This window comes from Hypericibacter terrae (assembly GCF_008728855.1).
Lineage (GTDB): Bacteria > Pseudomonadota > Alphaproteobacteria > Dongiales > Dongiaceae > Hypericibacter > Hypericibacter terrae.
The window spans coordinates 4,644,625-4,662,209 of sequence record NZ_CP042906.1 but is presented as its reverse complement, the minus strand read 5'-3'; the positions used below and the strand labels follow the sequence as shown (position 1 = coordinate 4,662,209).

The window sequence follows — 17,585 nt, the reverse complement described above, 5'->3', positions numbered from 1 at the left end:
AGTTTGCGACTGGCCGCGCTCCTCCCCACGGCTCGAAGCGCCTCGCGAATGTCACGCCCGCACTGCTGCAGCGCACACAGATTGCGACCGGGCGCCGCACCGGCCATCGATCGGGCGGATTTCCGTGGGCCGGTCCATTTCGCCGCAGGACGGGGCCGTCGGACCGCGTGCTAGCGTCACGGCCCATGCGCGAGCTCCGATCGATAGCACCCGCCGCGACCACGGCATCCCATCGGTCCGAGAGAGTCGCGGGGTTAGGGGCGTCCCGGATGTTGCCTGCGAGCCGATGGTTCGTTCTGATTGCTGCGATCGCGGTTCTGGCGATGATCGGACTCGCGTTGATCGCTCATCACCTCGAAAGCACGATCCCGGTGGGTTCGGTGCAGGGCCTGAGGCTGGCCGCCTTCGTGCACGCCGCCGAGATCGGGCTGTTCCTGTTGTTCGGCTTTGCCATGGTGCCCCCCGTGATCCGGGAGGCCACCCGGCTGCTGGCCCGCTGCCTGCGCCTCAGTAGCTGCGAACGTGCCAAGCGAGCCGCCATTCGCAGGGCCGATCTGGTCGCCCTCGGCGTCTGGGCGCTTTGCGCCGTCGGCATTGCCATGGCCTCGCCCTCTTTCTCCGATCTGATGCCGATTTCGGCCTTGCTCGCGCAGCCCTGATTCTGATCCGATCCCGGGCCGGCGCCCGCGGCAGCGGCGCGGCCCAGGCAGGGGGTTCTCATGGACGATCTCGTCATTGCGCGCCTTCTGCATGTGCTCGGCGTGGTCCTGTGGATCGGTGGCGTCGGGTTCGTGACCACGAGCTTGCTTCCGGCGATGGGCCGGGGTCGGCCGGCCGTCCAGGATCTGGCGGTGTTCCATCGGCTCGAACGAGGTTTCGCGCGCCAGGCCCGTGTCACGGTATCGCTGACGGGAATGTCGGGCCTCTATCTGCTCTGGCGCCTCGACCTGTGGTGGCGATTCGCCGATCCGTCCTTCTGGTGGATGCATGCGATGGTCGCCATCTGGCTCCTCTTCACGGCGATGCTGTTCGTGATCGAGCCGCTCTTTCTCGATCGCTGGTTCGCCAGGCGTGTCGAGCGCGATCCGGAGAGGGCATTATCGACGATGCGCCGGCTGCATTGGGGATTGCTGGCCGCCAGCCTGATCACCATCGCCGCCGCCGTGGCCGGCAGCCACGGCGGCCTGTGAGCGAGGGCTGCGAGATCCGGCCGGGAGTCCGGCGCATGCCCGGCCGCGGGGAATCAGGGGGCTCCGTCAATCGCCGCGAAGCGTTCCAGGCCCGCCGGGTCGGCGATGACGATATGCTTTCCTCGCGCCGTGACGCCCAAGCGCTTCAAGTCGGCGAATGCCCGTGACAGGCTTTCCGGCGTCATGCCGAGTCTTTGCGCGATGAGCTGCCGCTCCTCCAGCAGATGAAGCTCGCCGCTGCGGCTGCGGGGCAGGCTCAGCAAGTGGGCGGCGAGGCGCTGCGGCGCCCGGCGCAGCTTGAGATCCTTGATCTGTGTGACCAGCAGGCGCCAATGGCGCGAAAGCTCGCGCACCACGGCCGAGGCGAAGGCATGGTCCCTTGCAATCATGTCTCTGACATGCGCCGCCGGGATCAGGACGATCCGCGCATCGTCCAGGACCCGCGCCGCCATCAGCAGGGGAAGCTCGAGCGTGACCGCCGGTATGATGAAGACATCGCCGGGACCGAAGAATTCGACGACCATCTCGTGATCCCGCATGCCGCGCCCCACCAACCCGACCCGGCCCGATAGAATGACATAGAGAAATGCCGCCGCTTCGCCCTGATCGAAGAGCAGCGATCTGGCGGCGAGGTTCTGCGCATGGGCGGCGCTGACGAGCCGGTCCACGGAGGCCCCAGGCATCTGTGCAAAGAGCGGCGCCCGGCGGAGGTGCAAGTGGTCGCTTGTCGTCAGCATGGCGGTCCTGGTTGTTGACGATTCTTCCCGCGAGGCTCGAGCGACGGAGAGCAGGGTTATCGCGATGCAACATCACTGCTGCAGCAAGGCCCTAACCGGCATCGTTTTGATATTTATCAAGTCATAGACCGCCAATTGTCAAACGGCACCTGGAAATATCCGCCGGTGCCCACCCCGGTTGACTTGCATCAACAACGCCGTCGCCCACCCTTCCCATCATCGGCATCGATGGAACCGGCGGGAGGGGTCGACGATGACGGGGGTCGCAGAGGTGGGCATCGCTGCGAAGCGCGAGCAGAACCGCGCCCTGGTCCTGAGCACCACGGCCTTCACCGTCTGCTTCGCCGTCTGGACGATTTTCTCGATCATCGGCATCCGGATTAAGCAGGAACTGGGTCTCAACGACACCGAGTTCGGCCTCCTGGCCGGCACCCCGATCCTGACGGGCTCGCTGATCCGGCTGATCCTCGGAATCTGGACCGATCAATATGGCGGCCGGCTGGTCTTCCCCGTGGTCATGGTCGCGGCCGCGGTCGCCACCCTGCTCCTGACCTATGCCGACAGTTACCCGCTCTTCCTGGTGGCGGCCTTGGGCGTCGGCATCGCGGGCGGGTCGTTCGCCGTCGGCATCGCCTATGTTTCGCGCTGGTACCCCAAGGAGAAGCAGGGCACCGCGCTCGGCATTTTCGGCATGGGCAATGTCGGGGCGGCCGTCACCAAGTTCGTGGCGCCCTTCGTCATGGTCGCGTTCGGCTGGGTGGCCGTCGCGCAGATCTGGGCGGCGGCGCTGGTCGTGATGGCCGCGATCTTCCTCATCTTCGCGAAAGACGATCCGCATCTGCGCGAACGCAGGCTTGCGGGACGCAAGCCGGTGCCGATCGCCGACCAGCTGCAGCCGCTGAAGAAGCTCCAGGTCTGGCGCTTCTCGCTCTACTACTTCTTCGTGTTCGGCGCCTTCGTCGCCTTGGCGCTGTGGCTTCCGCACTACTATGTCGGCGTCTACGGGCTCGACATCAAAGCGGCCGGCATGCTGGGCGCGGCCTATTCGATTCCCGCGTCGGTGTTCCGCGCCTTCGGCGGCGTCCTGGCGGACAAGTATGGCGCGCGGCGGGTCATGTACTGGACCTTCTCGGCCTCGGTCGTCTGCACCTTCCTGCTCTCCTATCCGGCGACCGACTATGTCGTCCATGGCATCGAGGGGCCGATCGCCTTCACCATCGCGATCGGGTTCGTTCCCTTCACGGTCCTGACTTTCGTGCTCGGCTTCTTCATGTCGCTGGGCAAGGCCGCCGTCTACAAGCATATCCCGGTCTATTACCCCGATCGCGTCGGTTCGGTCGGCGGCATCGTGGGGCTGATCGGCGGCCTCGGCGGCTTCATCCTTCCGATTGCGTTCGGCGCGATGAACGACCTGGTCGGAGTCTGGACCAGCTGTTTCATGCTGCTCTTCGTCCTGGTCGCGATCGCGCTGACCTGGATGCATTTCACCATCCGCCACCTCGAGCGTCGCGAGCATCCCGACCTGGGCGCCGCCCGGGACCTGCCTGAGCTGTCCGGCCTGAAGGAGGCCGGCGCGCATTGATCCCGTCCAAGCGATGGTATGAGAGAGATCTGTCATGAGCATGAACTCGGAAACCCTTCCCCTGCCGGGCAAGAGCTGGCTGAGGCGCTGGAATCCGGAAGATCACGCGTTCTGGGAGACCGAGGGCAAGGGGCGCGCCTGGCGCACATTGTTGATCACCACCGTCAATCTGACGCTCGCCTTCATCGTCTGGTTCCTGGTGAGCGCGCTGGTCGTGCGCCTGCCCGGGGTCGGTTTCCAGCTTTCCACCTCCGAGCTCTTCTGGCTCACGGCCATGCCCGGCCTGGCTGGCGGGTCGTTCCGGATCGTTCACACATTCCTGGTGCCGATCTATGGCACGCGCAACGTCGTGACCTTCTCGACGCTGTCGCTGTTGATCCCCGCGGTCGGCTGGTTCTATGCCGTGCAAGACCCCACCACGCCCTACTGGGTCCTGCTGCTCCTGGCGTTCCTGGCGGGTCTCGGCGGCGGCAACTTCTCCTCCTTCATGCCCTCGACCAGCCTGTTCTTCCCGAAGCGCCTTCAGGGCACGGCCCTGGCGATCCAGGCCGGGGTGGGAAATTTCGGCGTCAGCGTGGTGCAGTTCCTGACGCCCTGGCTGATCGGCGTCGCGCTCTTCGGCACGCTTGCCGGCGGCTCGCAGTCCTGGACGCGGCAGGGCGTCACGAAGGAGGTATGGCTCCAGAACGCGGCGCTGATCTATATCCCCTTCATCCTGGTCTTCGCGGTGCTGGCCTGGCTGATGCTGCGCAGCGTGCCACTGCGGGCCAATTTCCGGGAGCAGCTCGATATCTTCCGCATGAAGCACGGCTTCTTCATGACGCTGCTCTACATCATGACCTTCGGCACCTTCTCGGGTCTCTCGGCGGTGTTTCCGATGATGATCCGGCAATCCTATGGCAGCCTCGAAGGCGGGCCGGATCCGCTGACCTATGCGTTTCTCGGGCCGCTGGTCGGCTCCATCATGCGCATCGCAGCAGGGCCCTTGAGCGACAGGTTCGGCGGCGCCCGGGTCACCCAGGTTTCGGCCGCCGGGCTGATCGTCTCCGCGATCGGCGTCACCTTCTTCACCGAGTCGCAGTCGCTGGCCGATTTTCCCTGGTTCCTCGGGTTCATGCTGGCGCTGTTCTTCTTCTCCGGCATCGGCAATGCCTCGACCTTCAAGCAGATGCCGATGATCTTCCCGCCGCGACAGGCGGCCGGCGTGATCGGCTGGACCGGCGCGATCGCCGCTTACGGACCCCTGGCCGCCGGCTTCATGATCGGCCTGTCGGTGGCCTGGTTCGGCACGCCCAACGCCTTCTTCTATTGGGCCGCCTTCTTCTATCTCGTCTGCCTCTGCATCAACTGGTGGTACTACGCGCGCAAGGGCGCGGAAAAACCCTGCTGACCCCCACGGGCGAGGAGTCAAACCCATGAGTCATTTCCTCGACCGCTTGATGTTCTTCAAGCGCAATGTCGATACCTTCTCGAACGACCACGGCGTCGTGACCAACGAGGGGCGCGGCTGGGAGGAGGGCTATCGCGCGCGCTGGGCGCATGATCGCATCGTCCGCTCCACGCACGGCGTCAACTGCACCGGCTCCTGCTCCTGGAAGATCTATGTGAAGGGCGGCATCGTCACCTGGGAGACGCAGCAGACCGACTATCCCCGGACGCGGCCCGATCTGCCCAATCACGAGCCGCGCGGCTGCTCGCGCGGCGCGAGCTACTCCTGGTACCTCTACAGCGCCAACCGCATCAAATACCCGATGATCCGCGGCCGCCTGCTGCGGATGTGGCGCGCGGCGAAAGCGCAGCATCCCGACCCGGTCGCGGCCTGGAAATCGATCGTCGAGAATCCCGAGCAGGCGAAGGACTACAAGTCCATCCGCGGCCGGGGCGGCTTCGTGCGCGCCTCCTGGGATGAAGCCCAGGAGATCATCGCCGCCGCCAACATCCACACGATCAAGACCTACGGGCCCGATCGCGTGGCGGGCTTCTCGCCGATTCCAGCCATGTCGATGATCTCCTACGCCGCCGGCACCCGCTATCTGTCGCTCATCGGCGGCGTTTGCCTCAGCTTCTACGACTGGTACTGCGACTTGCCGCCCTCCTCGCCGCAGACCTGGGGCGAGCAGACCGACGTGCCGGAAAGCGCCGACTGGTACAACTCGACCTTCATCATGCTGTGGGGCTCCAACGTGCCGCAAACGCGCACGCCCGACGCCCATTTCATGACCGAGGTGCGCTACAAGGGCGCCAAGATCGTCACCGTCACGCCGGATTATTCCGAGGCGTCGAAGTTCGGCGACATCTGGCTCGCCCCCAAGCAGGGCACCGACGCGGCGATGGCGCTGGCCATGGGCCATGTCATCCTCAAGGAATTCCATCTCGCCGGGAAAAGCCCTTATTTCACCGACTATTGCCGGCGCTATACCGACCTGCCTTTCCTGGTGCGGCTCGAGAAGCAGGGCGACCGTCTCGTGGCGGGACGTTTCGTCCGTGCGTCCGACTTCGAGGGCGCGCTCGGCCAGACCAACAACCCGGACTGGAAGACGGTCGTCATCGACGAGGCCGGGGATCGTCCCGCCGTTCCGACCGGCTCGGTCGGTTTCCGCTGGGGCGAGCAGGGGCGCTGGAATCTCGAGAACCGCGACGGCAGCTCCGGAAGCGAGCTCAAGCCGCGCCTCTCGCTGATCGAGGGCGCTCACGAAACCGTGCCGGTCGCCTTCCCCTATTTCGGCGGACGCCAGCACGCGCATTTCCAGCATACGGACCATGCCGACGTGCTGGTCCGCAATCTGCCGGCGCGAAAGATCAAACTCAAGGACGGCGAAGCGCTCGTTGCCACCGTCTTCGATCTCTTCTGCGCCAATTACGGCATCGATCGCGGTCTCGGCGGCGCCAATGCCGCCAAATCCTATGACGAGGACCTGCCCTACACGCCGGCCTGGCAGGAACGCATCACCGGCGTGCCTCGTGAGCGGGTGATCGAGGTCGCACGCGCCTTCGCGGATAATGCCGAGAAGACCAAGGGCCGCTCCATGGTGATCCTCGGTGCCGGCGTGAACCACTGGTATCACGGCGACATGATCTATCGCGGCATCATCAACCTGCTGGTCCTCTGCGGCTGTGTCGGCCAGACCGGCGGCGGCTGGTCGCATTATGTCGGGCAGGAGAAGCTGCGGCCGCAGACCGGCTGGACGCCGCTCGCCTTCGCGCTCGACTGGAGCCGTCCGCCGCGGCAGATGAACGCGACCTCCTACTTCTATGCGCATACCGACCAGTGGCGTTACGAGAAGCTGGATGTCGAGGAGATCCTGTCGCCGCTGGCGAACGGAGCGCTCAAGGGCAGCCTGATCGACTTCAACGTCCGGGCGGAACGCATGGGCTGGCTGCCCTCGGCACCGCAGCTTGAGCAGAATCCGCTCGACGTCGCGCGGGCGGCGACACAGGCCGGCCAGGAACCGCCGGCCTATGCCTTGTCGGAGCTCAAGGCCGGGCGGCTGCGCCTGTCCTGCGAGGATCCCGACAATCCCCGCAACTTCCCCCGCAACATGTTCGTCTGGCGCTCGAACCTGCTGGGGTCCAGCGGCAAGGGCCATGAATATTTCCTCAAGCATCTGCTGGGGGCCCAACATGGCGTGCAGGGCAAGGATCTGGGCGACGAGGGCGGCCTCAAGCCGCTCGAGGTGGAATGGCACGAGGAGGCGCCCAGCGGGAAGCTCGACCTGCTGGTGACGCTCGACTTCCGCATGTCGACCACCTGCATGTATTCCGACATCGTGCTGCCGACGGCGACCTGGTACGAGAAGCACGACCTCAACACCTCCGACATGCATCCCTTCATCCATCCGCTCTCGGCGGCGGTGGACCCGGTCTGGGAGGCCCGCAGCGACTGGGAGATCTTCAAGGGAATCGCCAAGCGCTTCTCGGAGATCTGCAAGGGGCATCTCGGCATCGAGAAGGACCTGGTGACGGCGCCGATCATGCACGACACGCCGGGCGAGCTGGCGCAGCCCTTCGCCCCCAAGGACTGGGGCAAGGGCGAATGCGAGCCGGTGCCGGGCAGGACCATGCCGGCGCTGATCACGGTCGAACGCGACTACCCCAACACCTACAAGAAGTTCACGGCGCTGGGCCCGCTCATGACCAAGATCGGCAACGGCGGCAAGGGCATCGGCTGGAACACCGAGACCGAGATCAAGTTCCTCACCGAGCTGAACCGTGCGGTGACGGAGGAGGGCATCACCAAGGGTATGCCGCGCATCGACAGCGCGATGGATGCGGCGGAGGTGATCCTGACCCTGGCGCCAGAGACGAACGGCCAGGTCGCGGTCAAGGCATGGGAGGCGCTGGGCAAGTTCACGGGCCGCGATCATACGCATCTGGCCAGGGCGCGGGAGGACGACAAGCTCCGTTTCCGCGATCTGCAGGCGCAGCCGCGCAAGATCATCTCCTCGCCGACCTGGTCGGGCCTCGAATCCGAGCATGTCAGCTACAACGCCGGCTACACCAACGTCCATGAGCTGATTCCCTGGCGCACGCTGACCGGCCGCCAGCAGCTCTATCAGGATCATCCCTGGATGATCGCATTCGGCGAAGGACTCTGCGTCTACAAGCCGCCGATCGACACCAAGACGATCCTGCCGATGCTGGGGAAGCATTCGAACGGCAACCCCGAACTGGTGCTGAACTTCATCACGCCGCACCAGAAATGGGGCATCCACAGCACCTATACCGACAATCTCCTCATGCTGACCTTGTCGCGCGGCGGGCCGATCGTCTGGGTCAGCGAGACCGACGCGAAGAAGGCCGGCATCGAGGACAATGACTGGATCGAGGCGTTCAATCTGAACGGCGCGCTCGTCGCCCGCGCGGTGGTCAGCCAGCGCGTGCCGGAAGGCATGGTGCTGATGTATCACGCGCAGGAGAAGATCGTGAACGTGCCCGGGAGCGAGATCACCCAGGCCCGGGGCGGCATCCACAACTCGGTCACGCGGACCTGCCCCAAGCCGACCCACATGATCGGCGGCTACGCGCAACAGTCCTACGGATTCAACTATCACGGCACCATCGGCACCAATCGCGACGAGTTCGTGGTGGTGCGCAAGATGGCGAATGTGGATTGGCTCGATAAGCCGGCGGTGCCTCCGGCGCAAGCCGCGGAATGACGCTGAAGCGATAAACGACGAAATCGGGCGAGAGAGGAGGGACGGACCATGAAGGTGCGAGCGCAGATCGCGATGGTGCTGAATCTGGACAAATGTATCGGCTGCCATACCTGTTCGGTTACCTGCAAGAATGTCTGGACCTCCCGGGAAGGCGTCGAATACGCCTGGTTCAACAATGTCGAGACCAAGCCCGGCATCGGCTATCCCAAGGACTGGGAGAACCAGGACCGCTGGCAGGGCGGCTGGCGGCGCAAGCGCAACGGCAAGATCGAGCCGCGTCTCGGCAGCCGCTGGCGTATCCTGGCGAAGATCTTCGCCAATCCGCAGCTGCCGCAGATCGACGATTACTACGAGCCCTTCACCTTCGACTACGAGCACCTCCATACCGCGCCCGAGATGCAGGCCATGCCGGTCGCACGGCCGGTTTCGCTCATCACGGGCGAGCGGATGGAGAAGATCGAGTGGGGGCCGAATTGGGAGGAGATCCTCGGTACCGAGTTCGCCAAGCGCTCACGCGACAAGAACTTCGAGAACCTGCAGAAGGAGATCTACGGGCAATTCGAGAACACCTTCATGTTCTACCTGCCGCGGCTGTGCGAGCACTGCCTCAATCCGAGCTGTGTCGCCTCCTGTCCGTCGGGCTCGATCTACAAGCGCGAGGAAGACGGCATCGTCCTGATCGACCAGGACAAGTGCCGCGGTTGGCGCATGTGCGTATCGGCCTGCCCCTACAAGAAGATCTATTACAACTGGCAGTCGGGGAAGGCCGAGAAGTGCATCTTCTGCTATCCGCGCATCGAGGTCGGCGAGCCGACCGTCTGCTCCGAGACCTGCGTCGGCCGCATCCGCTATCTCGGCGTGCTGCTTTACGACGCCGACCGCATCCAGGAGGTGGCGAGCGTCGAGCGCGAGACGGATCTCTATCGCAAGCAGCTCGAGATCTTCCTCGACCCCAGCGACCCGAAGGTCATCGAGCAGGCGCGGGCCGACGGGGTGCCGGAAGCCTGGCTCGAGGCGGCGCGCCGCTCGCCGACCTACAAGCTCGCGATCGATTGGCGGGTGGCCTTTCCGCTGCATCCGGAATACCGGACCTTGCCCATGGTCTGGTACGTGCCGCCGCTCTCGCCGATCCAGGCGGCGGCCGACGCCGGCAAGATCGCCATGGCGGACGAGATCCCGGATGTCCGGTCGTTGCGGATTCCGGTCAAGTATCTCGCCAATCTCCTGACCGCGGGCGACGAGGCGCCGGTGATCATGGCGCTGGAGCGCATGGCGGCGATGCGCGTCTTCATGCGCGGCCGGCATGTGGAGGCGACCGAAAACGTCTCGGTGCTCGAGCGGGTCGGCATGACCAAGGCACAGGTCGAGGAGATGTATCGGTATATGGCGATCGCCAACTACGAGGACCGCTACGTCATCCCGACCGCGCACCGCGAATATGCCGAGAACGCCTTCGATCTGAAAAGCAGCTGCGGCTTCACCTTCGGCAATGGCTGTTCGGACTCCAGCGAGGGCGTGTCGATCTTCGGCGGCCGCAAGCAGAAGGCCCGCAATCCGATGGAGGTACGCTGATGTACGCCTGTCGAATCCTGGCGCGACTGCTCACTTATCCGGACCCGGACTTCATGGCGGCTTTGCCGGCAATCGAAGGCGCAATCCTGGCCGAACCGGCCTTCGGCGCGCGCGAGCGGGCGGGCCTGCTGTCGCTGGTGCGTCACCTGAGGAGCCAGGACCTGATCGAGGTCGAGGAAGGCTATGTCGGCCTCTTCGATCGTGTTCGCTCGCTGTCGCTGCATCTGTTCGAGCATGTGCATGGCGAATCGCGGGCCCGCGGCCAGGCGATGGTCGATCTGATGCAGATCTATCGCCGCCAGGGCGTCGAGCTCGACGTCAACGAGCTGCCGGATTACCTGCCGGTGTTCCTGGAGTTCCTGTCGCTGCTGCCCAAGGCCCAGGCCATCGAGATGCTCGACGATGCCGGCAATGTCCTCGACGCGCTGCATGGAAGGCTGGTCAAGCGGGGCAGCGCTTATGCGACGGTCTTCCAGGCGCTTCTGACCCTTGCCGGCCGCGCGCCGTCCGAGCCTCCCGCCGAGCTGGAGGATGAAAGCCCCGAGGCGATGGACCGCGCCTGGGAGGACCAGGCCGTCTCGTTTGTCGGCGCGGAGTCGCCTCAGGCGAATGCCGGCTGTGGCAAGGCGCAGACCATTCTCGCCCGCATGAACCAGGGTTGACCGGGGAGGGACGGACCATGACCGACTATCTCAATCTGATCCTGTTCGGCCTTTATCCCTATATCGCGCTCAGCGTGTTCCTGATCGGCAGCCTGATCCGGTTCGACCGCGAGCAGTATTCCTGGCGGTCGGGCTCGAGCCAGTTGCTGCGCGCCCGGCAGCTGCGCTGGGGGTCCAATCTTTTCCATGTCGGCGTGCTCTTCATTCTCGCCGGCCATGTCGTCGGCCTGCTGACGCCCCACCAGCTCTACACGCTCGTCATCACCGTCGAGGCCAAGCAGATGCTGGCCATCGTCTCCGGCGGGACGGCCGGCGTGTTTTGCTTCATCGGCCTCACCATGCTGATCCATCGCCGGCTGTTCGATCCGCGCATCCGGAAGACCAGTTCGGTCATGGATATCGTCATCCTGCTGATGATCTGGGCGCAACTGGTGCTGGGGCTGATCACGCTGCCCTTCTCGCTCCAGCACGCCGACGGCTCGGTGATGCTGCGGCTCTCTGAATGGGCGCAGCGCATCGTCACCTTCCGCGGCGGCGCGGCCGACCAGATTCTCGGCCTCGCCTGGCCCTATCAGCTTCACCTGGTCATGGGCATGACCTTGTTCCTGCTCTTTCCCTTCTCCCGGCTGGTGCATATCTGGAGCGCGCCGGTCGGCTACCTCTTCCGGAACTATCAGGTGGTGCGGCGGCGCGATGCCGGCCGTGATCTGGCGGTCCGCCGCGGGAGGCCGGTATGACCATGCGCATCAACGGCGCCGAGATCTCCGAAGCCGCGATCTTCGCGGAGATGCAATACCATCCGGCGGCCACGGTCGCCGAGGCCCAGCGCCTCGCCAGCGAGGCGCTGGCGGTGAAGGAACTCCTGGCGCAGGAGGCGCTCTCTCGCGGGTTCGGAGACGGTGCCGAGGCGATCGATGCGCTCCTGGCGGCGGCGGTCCCGCTCGCGATGCCGAGCGATGCCGCCTGCCGGTCCTTCTATGAATCGCAGGCCGACCGCTTTCGCTCGAACGATCTGATCGAGGGAGAGCATATCCTGATCGCGGCCGACCCCGAGGACGAGGAGGCGCGGGCCGCGGCCAAGCTCAAGGCCGAAGGCCTCCTGGCGCAGATCCAGGCCGATCCCTCGCGCTTCGCGGATCTGGCGCGCGAGCATTCGGATTGCCCCTCCAAGGCCAATGGCGGCAATCTCGGGCAGATCACCCGGGGTGCCACCGTGCCCGAATTCGAGACCTATCTCTTCAGTCTGGAAGAGGGCGAGCTCTGCCCGGTGCCCGTGCCCTCGCGTTACGGCTTTCACATCGCTCGTCTGCGCCATCGCGCCAAGGGCCGCACGCTGCCCTTCGAGCATGTACGGGAGCAGATCGCCGATTATCTCTCGGAGCAGACCTGGCGCCAGGATGTCAGCCGCTTCATTGCGGCCCTGGCGGCCGCCGCCGATCTCGACGGCGTCGAGCTTGGCAGCCAGGAGGGGTCGGCTGCAGGCCCGATCGCGAACCAGGCCTGATCGGATTTGACCGATCGGCCTTTCCCCGAGCTCCGCTCTCCCTCCGGGTGCCCCGATTGACGCCTGCGGACAGGCCGTTAAAGTCGGCCTCCCGCGGATCCCCGCGGGTTCGATCCGACATGATTTCCCCGAGGGAGTGGCCATGGCGACCAACATCCGTATCAATGGCGACCGGCTGTGGCAGAGCCTGATGACGCTGGCCCAGATCGGCGCCACCGAGAAGGGCGGCGTCTGCCGTCTGGCCCTGACCGATCTCGACCGCGAGGCGCGCGACCTGTTCGTGCGCTGGTGCAAGGATGCGGGTTGTACCGTGACAATCGACAAGATGGGCAACATCTTCGCGCGCCGGCCCGGCCGCGACGACAGCCTGCCGCCGGTCATGACCGGCAGCCATATCGACACCCAGCCCACGGGCGGCAAGTTCGACGGCGCCTATGGCGTGCTGGCGGGTCTCGAGGTCATCCGCACCCTCAACGATCACGGCACCGAGACGCAAGCCCCGGTCGAGGTCGTGGTCTGGACCAACGAGGAAGGCTCGCGCTTCGCGCCCGCCATGGTGGCCTCGGGCGTGTTCGGCGGCGCCTTCGAGCTCGATTACGCGCTCTCCCGCGCCGACACCGAGGGCAAGACCATGGGCGAGGAGCTGAAGCGCATCGGCTATTTCGGCGACCAGGAGGTGGGCGGGCGAAAAGTCGGCGCCTTCTTCGAGGCCCATATCGAGCAGGGCCCGATCCTCGAGGCCGAGAAGAAGCAGATCGGCATCGTCCAGGGCGTGCAGGGCATCCGCTGGTACGAGGCCGTGGTGACGGGCCAGGAGGCCCATGCCGGCCCGACGCCGATGAAGCGGCGCAAGGACGCGCTGGTGGGGGCCGCGCGCATGGTCGGCCATGTCAATCGCATCGGGCTGGAGAATCAGCCCTACGCCTGCGCCACGGTCGGCATGATGCAGGTGTCGCCCAACTCGCGGAACACCATCCCCGGCCGCGTCTTCTTCACGGTCGATTTCCGCCATCCCGACGAGGCGGTGCTGAACCAGATGGATGCCGCGCTGCGCAAGGCCTGCGAGGCCGAGGCGCGGGCGATCGGCCTCGCGCTCGAGCTCAAGGAGATCTGGTACTCGCCGCCGGTCAAGTTCGCGCGCGAATGCGTCGGTGCGGTGGAAGCCGCGGCCAAGTCGCTCGGCTATGCCAACATGCCCATCATCTCCGGCGCCGGACATGACGCCGTCTATCTCTCGCGCGTGGCGCCGACGGCGATGGTGTTCGTGCCTTGCGAGGACGGGATCAGCCATAACGAGATCGAGAACGCGACCAAGGACGATGTCGCCGCCGGCTGCGACGTGCTGCTGCGGGCGATGATCGAGCGGGCGAATGCGCCGGCAAGGTGAGGGCGGGCGCTTCGGCTCCCCCGGCCCGCTCTTCTCTATCCTTCAGCGCCCCGGCGCGGCGCCGTGGGCATATGGGGAATGCGCCAATCCGGAAGCCTGCCGGTGGCGGGCATGTCATGCCGCGGGCGTGGGCGGGCTTTGATGCCGATCCGTGCCGTCTGTAGGATGATTGGCAAGGGCGGTCTCGTGAACGGGACCGGACGAAGTTTGGCGCCGGAGGCGCACCACTTCCGGCGCTCTTGCACGAGAGAATTTCTGCCATGCCGCCAGGACGCCGCGCGGCTCGCACTTGAAGGGGCATAAGTTGCGCGAAGAACAATCGGCGTACCGCGAAGGTCCGGAGATCTGGGCGCATCCACCTTGGAAAGTCCTTTCTCAAGACGAGATCGTTGCGCTCGGCCGGCATAGCGAGGTGCAGGCCTTCGAGCGGCATCGGATCATATTCCGACAAGGAGAAAGATCCCGAGGCCTGTATTGCATTCTTCAGGGCGACGTATTGCTGGATCACCTCGATGAGGAGCGCAATCATACCGCGTTCCGAATTGCCGTGCCCGGAGACCTCCTTGGCTTCAGAAGCCTCTTCGCGGAGCAGCCGCATGCTGCGACAGCCCGAGCCTTGAGGCGTTGTCAGGTCAACTTCGTTCCCGAAGCGCCACTACGCCGGCTGCTGGAGTCGAATCCGCGGTTGAGTGGCGAGCTGCTGAAGATCGTGGCGGCCGACCCGGGTCCGACCTATGCGCCGCTGTTGCGCAGCCCCTGGCTGCCGGCGGCCTCGAGGCTGGCCCATCTCCTTCTCATTCTGCATCGTCAGTGCGCGGGGAACCTCGGCGAAGGCGAGGTGACTTACGAGCTGCCGGTGAGCATGGGCAGCATTGCCGCGTTGATCGGGATTCGACGCGAAACGGTCAGCCGGCTTTTCCAGCAACTTCAGAACGCCGGGCTTTGCACGTTGCAAGGCTCTCGCATCGTAATCCCCAGCTCGAAGCGCCTCATTGAGTATTCCGGAGTCGTCCGACCGCGAAAGCGAGAATCGACGCAATGAAATCCTCTCAGCCCGACGGCATCAGACCGGCCTGGCAGGGCTAAGTCGCAGAGGTGGGGTCGCCGCGCGGGCGAGGTTTCCTTTGCGCCCGCATCGACTTTGTGGAGCGGTGTTCTCTGTTTTCTGCCCGACGGGCGGCATCCTCGTGGGATGCGGGGCCGCGGCAGGCGTAGAGATCGTGAAGGCTGTTTGTGGCGCGATGCAGCTGCCGGGCGATCTTCTCGAGAATATCAAGTGAGCATTCGTCGTCGGATGCGGTGCCATTCCTCTCGACAGACCGATGTGTCCCCGCAATGGTATTGAGGGCCTGCGTATAGAAGGTCAGCGCTGTGACCGCGTCGGTGAAATCGATCAATGCATTGCGAAATTGATCCGGTGGCATCGTCTGCGCCTCTCTTTGGCCTGGGCGATCCCTGCTAGCTCGCTTTGTCTGGCTGTCGCCTCTTCTCGGGTTGCTTTGCCAATCAGCCATGTTCGCATCAGGAAAGATTTCGCCCGGATTTTGTGGCCGCGGCTCGCCCTTAGAAGTGAACATATAGAGGGCGCCGCCGAAATTGCGGCGCGCCATTTTGTGATTTGGATCACAGACGAGCCCGGCGCAGTGGAACTGGTCGCGGGGCAAGGGCTGGGCGACAGTCCGGGAAGCGTTTGGCTCCGCCAACCAGCCATTCGGCCGGCACTCCTGAAACAGCATCGAGCGCGCCAGGGTGCTGGCAAGCTGACCTCCACCTAGCCTAGGAGCCGCAGTTCTTGCGCGCGATCAGGGGCCATTTCTCGTAGGATTTGACGCCAGAGCAGGCTCAAGTGGCTTCCTCACGCGCCGAAATAATTCCCAAGATCAAGACCTTGAGAGGCTTTGAATGGTGCTCTCGCCGCGCTACCATTATCTTGAGGCCTCAAATGACGTGGTTCTTCCGCGTGGGAAGGCCTGTTTCGGTATCCGGCGCATCGCCGACGGGTTCAGGGAGGACCTTTCGACGTCCGCCGCACTCGGGGAAACTCACATGCCTTTGCCAAAGAGACTTGCGGCCGAGTTCGTCGGTACGCTGTGGCTGGTACTGGGCGGCTGCGGCAGCGCCGTCCTCGCGCTCGCTTTCCCGGACGCCGCCGCCTCGCCCAACTTCGGGATCGGAATTCTCGGCGTCGCTTTTGCCTTCGGCCTGACGGTGTTGACGATGGCGTTTGCGATCGGCCATATCTCCGGCTGCCATCTCAATCCGGCCGTCTCGCTCGGGCTCGTCGTGGCCGGTCGTTTCCCGGCCAAGGATCTCATTCCCTATGTCGTCGCCCAGGTGCTGGGCGCGATCGCGGGCGCCGCCATCGTCTATCTGATCGCCAGCGGCCAGCCTGGCTATGAGATCGGACGTTTCGCCGCCAACGGCTATGGCCAGGCGGAAGCGGGAAGCTTCGGCTCGCCCGGCGGCTACAGCCTGGTCTCCTGCTTCATCTCCGAAGTGGTCATGACCTTCATGTTCCTGATCGTGATCCTGGGCGCCACCGACGAGCGCGCGCCCAAGGGCCTGGCCCCGATCGCGATCGGCCTCTGCCTCACCCTCATCCATCTGATCTCGATCCCGGTGACGGCGACCTCGGTCAATCCGGCGCGCAGCACCGGCCCCGCGCTCTTCGCGGGCGCCTGGGCCCTGGGCCAGCTCTGGCTGTTCTGGGTCGCCCCGCTCATCGGCGCCGCGATCGCGGGCGGCCTCTACAAGACGATCTGGCGGAAAGAATAATCGCGGGTCGCGCAGCCCCCTCCCTGACCCTCCCCCTCAAGGGGGGAGGGGATGGGTGTGATCCTTCGCCAATCGCGTTTGAAGCTCAAAAGTAGAGCGAAGCGATCACATCGAGTCAGGGGGTTAGGGGGAGGGGTCCTTCGGATCCCAACTCAAATCATCGACAGCGGCATCTTCCGGCTCGGCGGCGGCGAGAGGATGTCGAGCTCGGCCAGGTCCTGCTTCGTCAAGGCGAGATCGAGCGCCGCGCGGTTCTGGCGGACATGGTCGGGGTCGGATGCTTTGGGGATCGCGATCGCGTCGGGCCGGCGCAGGATCCAGGCCAGCGCCACCTGCTTCGTCGTCGCGCCATGGCGCTCGGCGACGCGCTTGGTCTCGCCGCGATTCGCGAGCGCGCCGATCTCCAGCGGCGAATAGGCCATGACCGGAATCTTGCGCTTCGCCTGCCAGGGCAGGAGGTCGAATTCGGGCCCGCGATGCTTCAGGTTGTAGAGCACCTGGTTGCTGGCGCAGGCCTTGCCCTGCGGCAGCGCGAACAGCTCGTCCATGTCGTCGGCATCGAAATTGCTGACGCCCCAATGCCGGATCTTGCCGGCGGCGCGCAGTGCCTCGAAGCCGGCGACGGTCTCGCTCAGGGGCTCGTTGCCGCGCCAATGCAGCAGATAGAGATCGATGCGATCGGTCTTGAGGCGCTTCAGGCTGCGCTCGCAGGCGAGCGCCACGCCGTGCCGGCTGGCATTCTGCGGATAGACCTTGCTGACGATGAAGACCTCGTCGCGCCGGCCCTTGACCGCCTCGCCCACGACCTCCTCGGCCCCGCCTTCGCCATACATCTCGGCGGTGTCGATCAGGCTCAAGCCCAGATCGAGCCCGAGCTTGAGTGCGGCTACTTCGCGCCTGCGGTCGCCGCCGCGCTCGCCCATGCGCCAGGTGCCCTGGCCCAGCGCCACGACCTTGTCGCCCGAAGGCAGGGCCACGCTTCGCAATGCCGCCATCGTCAGCCTCCCATTGTGCTCGAAG

General features: G+C 65.2%; 15 protein-coding genes. 12 read left to right on the top strand and 3 right to left on the bottom strand.

Annotated elements, in window-relative coordinates; all coding sequences use genetic code 11:
- Nucleotides 1–269 precede the first annotated feature (269 nt).
- The gene (locus tag FRZ44_RS21385; protein WP_151179085.1) at nt 270–659 is read left to right on the top strand and encodes a hypothetical protein; all 390 of its coding nucleotides are present in this window, start codon (nt 270–272) and stop codon (nt 657–659) included.
- 60 nt (nt 660–719) lie between these two features.
- On the top strand, nt 720–1,190 hold the full coding sequence (locus FRZ44_RS21380) for a hypothetical protein (RefSeq protein WP_151179084.1): 471 nt from the start codon (nt 720–722) through the stop codon (nt 1,188–1,190).
- Nucleotides 1,191–1,243: 53 nt separating this feature from the next.
- Here FRZ44_RS21380 and FRZ44_RS21375 read toward each other — a convergent pair whose 3' ends face one another.
- The gene (locus FRZ44_RS21375) at nt 1,244–1,858 is read right to left on the bottom strand and encodes a helix-turn-helix domain-containing protein (protein ID WP_191908229.1); all 615 of its coding nucleotides are present in this window, start codon (nt 1,856–1,858) and stop codon (nt 1,244–1,246) included.
- 322 nt (nt 1,859–2,180) lie between these two features.
- On the opposite strand from FRZ44_RS21375, the gene FRZ44_RS21370 reads away from it, so the two are divergent.
- The 9 genes from FRZ44_RS21370 (at nt 2,181) to FRZ44_RS21330 (ending at nt 14,832) form a co-directional block, all read left to right on the top strand.
- Nucleotides 2,181–3,509, top strand: a complete 1,329-nt coding sequence (locus tag FRZ44_RS21370; RefSeq protein ID WP_151179082.1) for an MFS transporter — start codon at nt 2,181–2,183, stop codon at nt 3,507–3,509.
- 34 nt (nt 3,510–3,543) lie between these two features.
- Nucleotides 3,544–4,899: an MFS transporter gene (locus FRZ44_RS21365; RefSeq protein WP_151179081.1), complete on the top strand. Its 1,356-nt coding sequence runs from the start codon at nt 3,544–3,546 to the stop codon at nt 4,897–4,899.
- Nucleotides 4,900–4,924: 25 nt separating this feature from the next.
- The gene (locus tag FRZ44_RS21360) at nt 4,925–8,665 is read left to right on the top strand and encodes a nitrate reductase subunit alpha (protein ID WP_151179080.1); all 3,741 of its coding nucleotides are present in this window, start codon (nt 4,925–4,927) and stop codon (nt 8,663–8,665) included.
- 48 nt (nt 8,666–8,713) lie between these two features.
- Complete coding sequence (gene narH, locus FRZ44_RS21355) at nt 8,714–10,237, top strand: nitrate reductase subunit beta (RefSeq protein WP_151179079.1); 1,524 nt, start codon at nt 8,714–8,716, stop codon at nt 10,235–10,237.
- Complete coding sequence (narJ, locus tag FRZ44_RS21350; protein WP_151179078.1) at nt 10,237–10,899, top strand: nitrate reductase molybdenum cofactor assembly chaperone; 663 nt, start codon at nt 10,237–10,239, stop codon at nt 10,897–10,899. The genes narH and narJ overlap by 1 nt, the downstream gene beginning before the upstream one ends.
- 17 nt (nt 10,900–10,916) lie before the next feature.
- Entirely contained in the window at nt 10,917–11,636 is a 720-nt protein-coding gene (gene narI, locus FRZ44_RS21345; protein ID WP_151179077.1) for a respiratory nitrate reductase subunit gamma, read from the top strand.
- On the top strand, nt 11,633–12,403 hold the full coding sequence (locus tag FRZ44_RS21340) for a peptidylprolyl isomerase (RefSeq protein ID WP_151179076.1): 771 nt from the start codon (nt 11,633–11,635) through the stop codon (nt 12,401–12,403). The genes narI and FRZ44_RS21340 overlap by 4 nt, the downstream gene beginning before the upstream one ends.
- A 142-nt stretch (nt 12,404–12,545) precedes the next feature.
- Nucleotides 12,546–13,790: a Zn-dependent hydrolase gene (locus tag FRZ44_RS21335; protein ID WP_151179075.1), complete on the top strand. Its 1,245-nt coding sequence runs from the start codon at nt 12,546–12,548 to the stop codon at nt 13,788–13,790.
- 304 nt (nt 13,791–14,094) lie between these two features.
- Nucleotides 14,095–14,832: a Crp/Fnr family transcriptional regulator gene (locus tag FRZ44_RS21330; RefSeq protein ID WP_191908228.1), complete on the top strand. Its 738-nt coding sequence runs from the start codon at nt 14,095–14,097 to the stop codon at nt 14,830–14,832.
- 40 nt (nt 14,833–14,872) lie between these two features.
- Here FRZ44_RS21330 and FRZ44_RS21325 read toward each other — a convergent pair whose 3' ends face one another.
- Nucleotides 14,873–15,526, bottom strand: a complete 654-nt coding sequence (locus tag FRZ44_RS21325; RefSeq protein ID WP_151179073.1) for a hypothetical protein — start codon at nt 15,524–15,526, stop codon at nt 14,873–14,875.
- 310 nt (nt 15,527–15,836) lie between these two features.
- On the opposite strand from FRZ44_RS21325, the gene aqpZ reads away from it, so the two are divergent.
- A complete protein-coding gene (aqpZ, locus tag FRZ44_RS21320) occupies nt 15,837–16,565 on the top strand; it encodes an aquaporin Z (RefSeq protein WP_151179072.1) in 729 nt (242 codons plus the stop codon).
- A 152-nt stretch (nt 16,566–16,717) separates the two neighbouring features.
- Here the strand turns inward: aqpZ and FRZ44_RS21315 are convergent, their stop codons facing one another.
- Nucleotides 16,718–17,560, bottom strand: a complete 843-nt coding sequence (locus FRZ44_RS21315) for an aldo/keto reductase (RefSeq protein WP_151179071.1) — start codon at nt 17,558–17,560, stop codon at nt 16,718–16,720.
- Nucleotides 17,561–17,585 lie beyond the last annotated feature (25 nt).